The following is a 10,351-nucleotide window of genomic DNA, read 5'->3' as shown; positions in this document are numbered from 1 at the left end:
ATCTTGCACTTTATTCTCGATCGTGCGAGCGAAACCCAGGCCACGCAATATGCGCTCGATTATTCAGCAAGCCCTAAGTAAAAGATTTACCTGAATATGTTAGCTTGCGCTGTCTGTTGGCACGTTGAAAGAATGCGCCGATCGTTTGAACTAATTGTGCGAATAGGATGGAGATTGGTTAGCTGAGTATTGATTTCAACTGTTTGAATTTTTCCGGCTGAGATGGCCTTCCCGGAAAGTGTATTTCCCTGAATTTTACCAGTGAAGCACGCAAAGTCCGATCGCGGCGCGTAGATTGCACCAACCACCCGATCGTCCTGGCGCTGAAACACAATGTAGTTTTGAAGAACTTGGTTGGGCTGTGGCGAATCTCCGTACAGGTAAATACCATCTGGCAAAGCAGCAACATTAGTCTTAGATGGATTTTGTTGTGCTTGGAGCGGTTGTTGCTGAATGCCAACACCAATTAGTGTCAGAGGACAAATAAAGGCTGTTGCCAGTTGTTTCCATTTCCCTTTAATAGATGCAGGTAAAATCATTACTGCTTCTCCTTGCGCCGGGTCATGTAACATCTTAAAACAGTCTTATCTAGTTAATATCTCACTCAGGTTATAATTTCGCTCTGCTAAAATCTGCCGATTTGTATAGCGGTTCTTGGGTAGATGAGGTACACAATTCAACTTCAAAAGCTTGACCACACAGGGTTTCGGCGTACTCCATTTTTATGAAAAAGGCTATAGAGCTTCTTAACCTAAAAGCTTGCGCTTGTTTAGCACCGAAAACTTTATTTTCCATTGTCCTCCAAGTACGTGAGCTGAGTTTGATAAAATTAGAGCGGGCATAATTTCTAATTTCACCCAATAAAACACCGATTTCCTCTAGCAAATGGAGGCAGATCCTCTAGATATTCATTACCAGGCAGAGCCTGGTAACGAGAAAAAAACATATTGAGAACTCTTGTGGAAGAGGCCCGAAAGCCTGTTCATGAAAATGGTTATCTTCGGTCAGTTCGATCGCACTTTTGCCTATTTTTTGCTAGCCATCCACTTTTGCAGATCCTTAATCGTAAAAACTGTTTCAAAGTTTAATCCAACAGAGCGATAAAACTGGGCACCACCTTGCTCTCTGTCAATCAGCGACAACACGCGATCGACTTTATAACCCGCACCCCGCAACCTTTCCACCGCCTGCATCGCCGACTTACCCGTCGTCACCACATCCTCCAAAACCGCCACATTCGTCCCCTCTGGCAACAGCGGCCCCTCAATGTACGCCATTGTCCCGTGTCCCTTCGTCTCCTTTCTGACAATTAGCGCCGGAATCGATCGACCTTCGAGAGCCGAAACCACGCTTACCGCAGTTACAATCGGGTCAGCACCCAAAGTCAAACCGCCCACAGCTTGCACATCCGACGACAGCATCGACAACAGCAAACGTCCCGTTGCCAAAGCACCTTCAGCGTGCAGCGTCACCGGTTTGCAGTTAATGTAATAAGAACTTTTCTGCCCCGAAGACAGCACAAAATCGCCTTCGCGATAGGCAAACTCGCACAGCAAATCTAGAAGTCGATCGCGCAACACCTTTAAATCCCCAGCATCCATAACTCACACCGTGTAAAAAACACAAATAATCCGTCGATAATCAGTTTATAGTGGAATCGGAATTAATTAAGGAGGCCCAAATATATGAGTCAAAAGTTAAAAAGCCTGAGCGGCGCGTTGATTCTCGCTGTCGCCTCTGCCGCCCTGGCATCCGCCAAACCAGCTCAAGCACAAACAGAGCGATTTCACCCGATTGCCGACGACTTCAACCGACAATTTTTTCAAGCTTCAGGAGACTTTTACCACAACGTCAGCTTGCAAGGTTACTTGGGCGACTATTTAGGCATCGGTTCCCCCAGCGGCGTCGTTGCCTTTCCCGAAAAAGAAATCGAGAGGGATGCCAGCCGCGTCAACGGCTTCTACCGACGAGTCATGCAGCGGCAAGTTTCCAGCGATCCGATTCTCCGCGTCCCAGATGCCGTCAATCCCTTCGATGCCTCAGTCATGGCACTGCCTGCTGCTTGCCAGCTAGGCCCTCAACCAAGCGGCTGTTTCCCTACTCCCGCCGGACTCCAAGATCAGTTTACACTTCCAACACAGCAGCAAGATTCACCGACCGATCCAGGGCCCGTTAGAGGACTTTATCAAGTATCGCCCGATCGCAAAAATTAGTCGATCGACAGTTGCGAGTTTTGAGCCGCGGCGGGTTTACTCTCATCTCGGATTTGTATGGGAGAGAAAGCCTCAACCCGCCCTAAAAACTCATGTTTTGACAATCCTTTCGGTAAACGCGCAACTGATTTTTTTTAACTATCGCGGTTATTTTACAGGACTAAATATTATCCAATATTTATGAAACCATGCTGCCGTCTGGCATGATTGTTCCTTTCAAAATAGCTTCGCCCAGATTAGCTCCTGCCAATTTAGCTCCCCTGAGATTTGCCCCGGTCAAATTAGCCCCTCTCAAATCAGCTTTGCCAAGGTTTGCCCACCGGAAATCGGCAGCGCTCAACTGTGCAAAACAGAGATTTGCCCGGAAAAGATATGCTCCAGTGAAGTGAGATTCCCCCAGATTAGCTTTAGAGAAATTAGCTCCATAACAATGTGCTTCAATCAATTCAGCTTGAGTGAGATTTGCTTGACTGAGATTAGCAAAGTTGAGGTTTGCGCCGATCGCCTTAACTCTAAACATCACCGCACCGATTAAATTCGCATCACCGAAATCGGTTTGTTGGAGATTAGCAGCGGTGAGGTCAGCCCCAATTAAATTAGCACTGCTCAAATCAGCTCCCCTCAAGTCTGCAGCTTGGAGGTTAGTGCCAGTTAAATTAGCTTTAATTAAAGTAGTTTCGAGCAATTGTGCTCCGGCAAGATTTGCTAAACTAAGATTAGATTCGGCGAGGTTTGCCGAAATTAATTTAGCCTTAAACAAATCTGTTTTAAAAAGGTTCGAGCGCCAAAGATGCGCGCCTCTGAGATTTGCTTCGGCGAGGTTAGCTTCGCCCAGATCCGGTTCTACATTTGGGTTGAGATTTCTCCATTCAATCCAAGTAACTGCACCTTTTTTTAACAGCGCTAAATGCTGTGTGTTTGCCATAATTGCATCTCCTTTAACGGCTATTCCTTGCGACCAAAAATTGTGGGATTTTCTCGACCCGTCACGTTTTCCACTGCGGCAATTGCTGCCTGGGAACCTGCTATAATATCTCGTTCTGCGCCGCCGAGGTAAAGCCGTCCGAAACTGCCTACAGCCTGAACTTCTAAGATGTTAATAGATGCGCCTTTTTCTGCTTCATTGGCCGCCAGCGCTGCATAGGCAGCCGGTTCTACTTCTAAGACGTAAAGCGTTTGTCCCGCCAGCAGCAACTGTCCGCGGCGGGTGCGGTTAATTAATTGTGTTTGGTGGGCATCAATATTGCGAATAATTTGACTGGAAATCACTCGCGGTTTGATACCTTCTTCTCTGCGGAGTCCGATGAATTCTAGAATTGCTTTGCCTGCTGCGCGCGTTTCCCCCTGCTGACTCGAGTGTACTTCCAGAAGGCCGTACAAGCGTTCGACTATCTGCACTCCCGGGCGCACGGACGCTGATTTGAGGGCGACATCGGTAATTCGGTTAATTTCGATACCGGGCGAGATTTCTATCCACAGCGACGCATCCCCCGGCAGTGGCAAGAATCCGGCGGCGACTGTGCCGATGTATGCTGCGTGCTGTGGCTGCAAGTTGTCTAGAAATACGTAGCTGCGTAACTCTATTCCCAAAAGTTTTGATCTCCGTCGATCGAGTTCCAACACTTGTCTGTGCAATATCTGAGTTTACCTTTTTTTGTCAACAACACCTTGTCTATTGTCGAGAGCGCCGGAGTGCCTCACCACCGAGTGAGGTGTCAGACCCGCGATTTCTACTGCTTGAGTGCCTCCGCGAGAAATCTTTAATTTTGTGCGCGTGCTAAAAATTTCATATCAATCTGTAGTTATACGTGGAACATAACAATGTTTACTGCTAGAGGTGGATTTAACTTTAAAAGCCAACCGATATAGTTTTGATAGTTAAAGATTTTAGCCAACAGAGAGCATTTGAATTATGAAACGTTCTGATTTATCCAAAGCAATCGGTGCAGGTATTATAGCTGCTGGTTTAGCCATAGCACCAGCTCATCTGCCTGCTTCAGCTCAGACCGATACAACTGGCGGTACAACTAGCGGTACTAACAGCACTACAACCACCACAACTCCTCGCTCCGATGTCTACAGTGCTGAGACCGATCGCGATTTTGATTGGGGATGGTTGGGATTGCTAGGCTTGTCGGGTTTGTTGGGTTTGATTCCCCGCAAACGCGAAGAAAATGTTCGGTATACAAATACAACGACCGATCGCGAGCCAGCCGTGCGTAGTGACTACCGCTAAGAATTGAGTTTTAGTGCTGTGGGCATTATGCAGGGACAGGATGTTTTAACCTGTCCGACGAGCGCGAACAATCATAAAAAAACCTCCCTCTGTGGGGGTTTTTTATTGAGATGATGCGCTATCGAACGACGATTAAATTGGTTACATCTGACATATTGCACCATTTTCTTCATGAACCGGCTTTCGGGTCTGTTAATGAAAAAATGAATTTTCTGGTGTGCCGTTGCTCCTATCGAGTCAATAAAATGGTGATTGAAAAGGGTGCAATACCTCAGATATAACCGAACTAGAAAATATTAACTTTTTCCTTTCTTATTCCCTGTTTCCATCGCGTTATTTGCTTTTTTGGGGTTCATTAAATAAAGGCTTTTGAGACACAAAAAGACCTTAAAAAATATTTTCGCCAGAACGATCGAGTAAATCCAAAATCGCCTGCACCAACTTCTCCGGGTCTAAAGGCTTAGGAATGTGCCGCTGGAACCCCGCAGCCATGGCCTGCCGATAGTCAATCTCTCCAGCATAAGCCGTAAGGGCGATCGCCGGAACCAGTCCCCCTTTGTCGGGCGCCAGAGCCCGAACCTGTCGCATCAACATATAACCGTCAGTATCGGGCATTCCAATATCGCTCAACAGCAAATCCGGCACAGACTCAGTTAAAACCGCCAAGGCATCGGCGGCGTTAGCAACTGCTGTAACACTTGCCCCACAATCCTCAAGCATAAAAACGACCAAATCTAGCGCATCGGCATCATCATCCACCGCTAAGACCCTGATACCGCTCAAATCGAAGGATTCTTCGGGTGGCGCAGTTCCCGCAGGACTTGTCTGAGATTGCGCCGGCATCAGAGGTATCCTGACGGTCAAGGTTGCGCCTTTGCCTTCGCCGGAACTGTCGGATTTAACTGTGCCACCGTGGAGTTCGACGAGATGGCGGACGATCGCCAATCCTAAACCCAATCCGCCAAACTTGCGCGTCATCGTGCTGTCAGCTTGCCGGAAGTAGTCGAATACATAGGGCAGAAAATCAGGTTCGATACCTTTTCCAGTATCAGTTACAGTAATTTGGGCTCTCGTGTCCACCCGATCGAGAACGACTTCGATTTTGCCTCCCGGCGGGGTGAACTTGACGGCATTTGACAGCAAATTCCAGACTACCTGCTGAAGTCTGCCCGCATCGCCCAAAACCGAGCCGAGATTCGGTGCAAATTGAGTGCTGATTTGAATCGACTTGACTTGGGCTGCCAGACGCACCGTTTCAATTGCAGCGCCGATTACCCCGGCTAAATCCACAGGTGCAATATTCAAGCTGACCTTGCCTTGCAGAATCCCCGACACGTCGAGCAAATCTTCGATAAGCTGGGTTTGCAGTTTGGCATTGCGCTCGATCGTCTCTAGGGCATAACGTTGCTTTTCCGGTGTCAGAACGTTCGATCGCAGCAGCTTCGTCCAGCCCACAATCGGGTTTAAAGGAGTCCGCAATTCGTGGGATAAAACAGCCAAAAATTCGTCTTTGACGCGGTTAGCCTGTTCTGCTTCTTCCCGCGCTGCCTTTTCCCGCGCTAGAAGGCGTTCCCGTTCCGCTTCTGCAACTTTTCGATCGGTAATGTCAGTGTTGGTGCCGCACCAGCGCAGCACCTTGCCTCGATCGTCGCGAATCGCCACGGCGCGGGAGAGAAACCAGCGGTACGATCCGTCTTTGCCGCGCAAGGGGAAAGTATCTTCCCAGAGTTCGCCTGTTTCAATGCAGCGCCTAAATTTTTCGACAACGCGATCGAGGTGTTCCGGGTGATGCACCAGTTGCCAGCCCCAGCCTCGCATTTCTTCTAGGGTTGTACCCGTGTAGTCAAACCAGCGCTGGTTATACCAGAAAATCCCCCCAGCAGCATCTGTCATCCAGGCCAACTGAGCGATGTTATCAGCTAGAGCGCGGAACCTAGCCTCGCTTTCGTGCAGCTCGTGCAGGGCTCGCGCGTGCAGGATTACCGTCCAGAGGCGAGCCACAACTTCTTGCATCAGCCAAACTTCATCGGGCCGCCAGTGCCGAACCGCCTTTGATGTCACCACCAAAAGAGCCACCCAGCGCCCTTCCTGAAGGCAGGGAACATCGACCAAAGCGCGAATGGCAACGGCACCGTAGTTATCGAATAAATGCGCTGTATGGGGGTAATTAGCGATATCTGAGATGACAAGTGTTTGACCTGCCATAGAGAGAGCTTTCAGTTCTGGGGTCTTAAAGTCTGAGATGGGATAGGTGCCGGCGGCGCTGGCAAGGTCGGACTGGTGCCAGTCTTGCCGGACAATTGCCCGATCGGCTTCTACATCGATTTCGTGCCATATGCAGCGATCGACTTTTAAATATTCTCCCAGACTGTTCATCGCTTCCGACAACATTTCTGCGGGGTTGAAGCGCTGCCGCAAGCGGACTTCGAGATCTGCGAGAAACTGCTCGTTGAGTTGGGCTTGTTTGCGATCGTGAATATCGGTATTTGTGCCGATCCACTCGACAATCTGGCCACCCGCGCCGCGAATTGGCACGGCGCGGGACAAATGCCAGCGTTCCATCTGGTCTGCTGCCCGCCGCAGCCGCAGCTCAACTTGATAAACTTCTCCGGTGATTAGACATTCTTCCCAGCGGGCCCAAGATTCTGCCAAATCCGAGGGCGGCACCAGGGATTCCCAATTGCTTTGAGCGGCTTCCTCGTAAGACATTCCGAGATATTCCAACCATTTTTGTTGATTGGTAAAGCGAATTTCCCCGGCGGAGTCTACGTTCCAAATCAGGTGGGGCAGCGACTCAGCCAGGAAGCGGAAGCGGCGGTCGCTTTCTGCTAAGCTTTCTTCTGCTCGTTTGCGATCGTCAATATCAATGCCGATACCAGCCCATTGCACCACTTTTCCCCCCCTGTCTTTGACGGGCACAAGTCGCGCTAGATGCCAGCGATAATTACCATCAAACCTGCGTACCCGACACTCGAATTCGTAGGCTTCCCCTGCTTCAATCGCAGGAGTGCGCGTGCCGACAACTGCTGGCAGATCATCAGGATGAAATAATTGCAGCACCGGCGCAGGCAGTGGTAATTTTGCTGGCTTGATGCCCGTATAGGTTTTCCAGTGTTGGTTGCAAAACTCTAACCTGCCGTCGGCGGTGTTGATCCACATTAATTCCGGGACGCCATCGGCGAGGGTGCGGTAGAGATTTTCACTTTGCCGCAGTGCTTCTTCTATTTGCCGGCGGTCGGTTTTGTCCTGCATAATTTTCAGCAAACCTTGCACCTGGCCGTCTGCGTCGCGCAGGGGCATTACCAGCCCGCTGCCCCAAAAGCGGCTGCCGTCTTTGCGGAGGTGCCAGCGCTCGTTTTCTGCCTTTCCCTGAGTCAGGGCGATGTGCCTTTCTGCTTCTGGCTTTCTAGCAGCAGAGTCTTCTGGGGTGAAGATGATTCCTCCGTCCTGCCCGACGATTTCAGCTTCGGTATAGCCTAGCAATCTCTGGGCGCCTGCGTTCCAACGGGTAACGTGTCCATCGGTGTCGAGGGTGAAGATGGCGTAGTCTTTGGCGCTGTCGAGAATCAACTGCAGATGGGTTTCACGATCGCGCAGTGCAGCTTCTGCTTGTTTGCGCTGGGTAATGTTACTGGTGAAGCCGACTATTTTGGTCACTTCACCTTGCTGGTTGCGGATCGAACAGCCGCGCTCCCAAACATCAATCCAGCGCCCGTCTTGATGCCGGACTCGGTACTCGTCTTCGTAGCGCTCGGCACTTAAGATTGATTCGGCCCCGGCAAGGATGCGTGCCAAATCTGCGGGATGGATGCGTTCTCTCCACCACTCTGGTGTTGCCAGTGCCTCCTCTGGGCAGACACCGACAATCGAGTACAGTCCCTCGGAACGGTAAACTGAGTTTGCTGCCAAATCCCACTCAAACACCAGGCCGTCGATCGCCCTTGTAGCTAATTGGAAACGGTTGTAGCTTTCTTGCAAGGCGAGTTCGGCCATTTTGCGAGCGGTAATTTCCTGTACCACGATATGAATCCCGACAATCTCTGCGCCCCTGTCTCTGAGCGGCCACCAATTCTGGAGCCAAGTGCGAACGACAGTGGGTTGAGCCCTAGTTTTACCCGTGAGTTCAAAATTCCGGATCGGTTCTCCGGTGTCTAGAAGGTGGCGCAACAAAGGTTCGGCTGTGTCTGCCCAGTCGGGGACAATTTCGCGCAGGGTGCGGCCGATGTGCTTTTCTAGTGCCAGGCCGTTCATTTGGGCAAACCGTTGGTTGATCCGCACGAACCGCAAATCTGTGTCTAAAACAGCCAAACCCACGGGAGTTGTTTGGTAGAGCGACTCTATCTCTAGAAGTTGACGGCGCACGGTTTGCTCGGTCTCTTGCAGCGCGAGTTCGGCTTTTTTGCGATCGGTAGCATCAAATAATACTCCGATAAACCGCACTGCCTCGCCTGCAGCGTCGTAGAGATAGCGCCCGAACGCACTCACCCAGCGGATTTCTCCGTTGTCGGCCCGGATAATGCGGTATTCGGGGGAGTAGAGCGATCTCGTTTGCCGAGCTGTTTTGGCTGCTTGCAGGACTTGCTTTAAGTCGTCTGGATGCACGCAATTTTCCCACACAGACGCGCTTGCTTCGCCGCCTGGTGTCGGTTCGCAGCCCAAAATGCTGAAATGGGTCGCCGACCAAATTACTCGATTTGTTCGCACGTCTAAATCCCAGGTTGCCATGCCTGAGCCTTCGATGGCGACGCTCAAACGTTCTTCGCTTTGTTTCAAGGCAATTTCAGTTTGTTTGCGCTCGCTGATATCTGTCAGGGAACCCACGGCGCGCACGGGATTGCCTGATTCGTCCCAAATTGCTCGCGCTCTGGCTAAAACCCATTTGTAGCGCCCGTCCCCACAACGGATGCGGTACTCGCAGCAGTAATGTGAGGTTTCTCGATTTAAGTGCTGCTGCCAATTGCTTTGCATTATCTCCAAATCATCGGGATGAATGTAGCTCAAATATTGGCTGAAGTTTTTGACTTCTTCGGCTCCACGTTCCAAAATCTCTAAAAAGCGATCGCTCAAAACAGGGCAATTTGTTTGCAGGTTGTGATCCCAAATGCCGTCGTTGTTGCCGGCACAGGCTAATTCCCAGCGTTCTTCGCTTTCTCGCAGGGCTTCTTTGGTTTGATTTGCGCGATCGATTTGTAGGGCGGCAACGGCAAAGTCTGCTAGGGAGATGGCGATCCGCAAGTCTTCGGCATCGAACTGGCGGTCGGAATTGTGAGATACAATCCATATTGCCCCCAGCGGTTGATTTTCTGCTTGCAGCGGCACAACTAACGCTTCGGCGATCGGCAATTCTAACTGTTGTAAGTCGGTAAAATATTGTTCGGGAGCGAAGTAAAGCTGGGGAGTTTGGCGATCGAAACCTGCTCCCGACAAACGCAATTTGCGGGGTGTGTTTCTGTGTTCTGCTGCTTCCCACGCGCCCGCCAATGCCACCCACCGAAATATTTGTTCGGAACTGACATTTTCTTCTAGTAAGCAGACTCCGACACTCTCTGCGCCGCACAAATCTTTAGCAATCGCAACCAGTGTTTTGAGCAGCCTGTGGGGTGAGGTTGCCAATTGTCTAGCCAGCTTTTGCAGCGCTCGGTTTTCTGCTTTTTGATCGTGCGATCGAGGAATGCGGCGGGACAGTTCCTCGGCGATCGGAATATCGGTTAAATTAGTTTGTGGGGTTTGCCAAGCTTCCATCAATTAATGGTCTCTATGTCTTTCGGTCTGAGCTGGCGAGCGTATATCAGCGCCCTCTTAAAGCATCTGCTATAAATTATAGCATTTACCTAGAGACAGAATTAGTTATCTATCTTGGTAATTGCTTTTTAGTTTTCAGGCTAGTCGATCGCCTTGGTTG

General features: G+C 50.2%; 7 protein-coding genes. 2 read left to right on the top strand and 5 right to left on the bottom strand.

All coding sequences use genetic code 11. The annotated features are described in order from the left end of the window. Nucleotides 1-86: 86 nt before the first annotated feature. Entirely contained in the window at nucleotides 87-572 is a 486-nt protein-coding gene (locus QUA45_RS20410; protein WP_333100529.1) for a hypothetical protein, read from the bottom strand. A 453-nt stretch (nucleotides 573-1,025) separates the two neighbouring features. Beyond that, nucleotides 1,026-1,601: an orotate phosphoribosyltransferase gene (pyrE, locus tag QUA45_RS20405; protein WP_333100531.1), complete on the bottom strand. Its 576-nt coding sequence runs from the start codon at nucleotides 1,599-1,601 to the stop codon at nucleotides 1,026-1,028. A gap of 84 nt (nucleotides 1,602-1,685) precedes the next feature. Between pyrE and QUA45_RS20400 the strand changes: the two genes are divergently transcribed. Then, nucleotides 1,686-2,213, top strand: a complete 528-nt coding sequence (locus QUA45_RS20400) for a hypothetical protein (protein ID WP_333100532.1) — start codon at nucleotides 1,686-1,688, stop codon at nucleotides 2,211-2,213. A gap of 178 nt (nucleotides 2,214-2,391) precedes the next feature. Here QUA45_RS20400 and QUA45_RS20395 read toward each other — a convergent pair whose 3' ends face one another. Continuing rightward, on the bottom strand, nucleotides 2,392-3,138 hold the full coding sequence (locus QUA45_RS20395) for a pentapeptide repeat-containing protein (RefSeq protein ID WP_333100533.1): 747 nt from the start codon (nucleotides 3,136-3,138) through the stop codon (nucleotides 2,392-2,394). 20 nt (nucleotides 3,139-3,158) lie between these two features. Next, complete coding sequence (locus QUA45_RS20390) at nucleotides 3,159-3,803, bottom strand: hypothetical protein (RefSeq protein WP_333073431.1); 645 nt, start codon at nucleotides 3,801-3,803, stop codon at nucleotides 3,159-3,161. Between the two features lie 322 nt (nucleotides 3,804-4,125). Between QUA45_RS20390 and QUA45_RS20385 the strand changes: the two genes are divergently transcribed. Then, complete coding sequence (locus tag QUA45_RS20385; RefSeq protein WP_333100534.1) at nucleotides 4,126-4,449, top strand: WGxxGxxG family protein; 324 nt, start codon at nucleotides 4,126-4,128, stop codon at nucleotides 4,447-4,449. Nucleotides 4,450-4,836: 387 nt separating this feature from the next. Here the strand turns inward: QUA45_RS20385 and QUA45_RS20380 are convergent, their stop codons facing one another. Continuing rightward, on the bottom strand, nucleotides 4,837-10,191 hold the full coding sequence (locus QUA45_RS20380) for a PAS domain S-box protein (protein ID WP_333221973.1): 5,355 nt from the start codon (nucleotides 10,189-10,191) through the stop codon (nucleotides 4,837-4,839). Nucleotides 10,192-10,351 lie beyond the last annotated feature (160 nt).

The sequence above is a fragment of the Microcoleus sp. Pol12A5 genome, assembly GCF_036701435.1.
Lineage (GTDB): Bacteria > Cyanobacteriota > Cyanobacteriia > Cyanobacteriales > Microcoleaceae > Microcoleus.
This window is presented reverse-complemented; position numbering and strand designations above follow the sequence as displayed.

Coding starts and splice junctions, on each gene's coding strand:
- QUA45_RS20410 (WP_333100529.1), bottom strand. CDS start 572: ATGTTACATGACCCGGCGCAAGGAGAAGCAGTAATGATTTTACCTGCA.
- pyrE (WP_333100531.1), bottom strand. CDS start 1,601: ATGGATGCTGGGGATTTAAAGGTGTTGCGCGATCGACTTCTAGATTTG.
- QUA45_RS20400 (WP_333100532.1), top strand. CDS start 1,686: ATGAGTCAAAAGTTAAAAAGCCTGAGCGGCGCGTTGATTCTCGCTGTC.
- QUA45_RS20395 (WP_333100533.1), bottom strand. CDS start 3,138: ATGGCAAACACACAGCATTTAGCGCTGTTAAAAAAAGGTGCAGTTACT.
- QUA45_RS20385 (WP_333100534.1), top strand. CDS start 4,126: ATGAAACGTTCTGATTTATCCAAAGCAATCGGTGCAGGTATTATAGCT.
- QUA45_RS20380 (WP_333221973.1), bottom strand. CDS start 10,191: ATGGAAGCTTGGCAAACCCCACAAACTAATTTAACCGATATTCCGATC.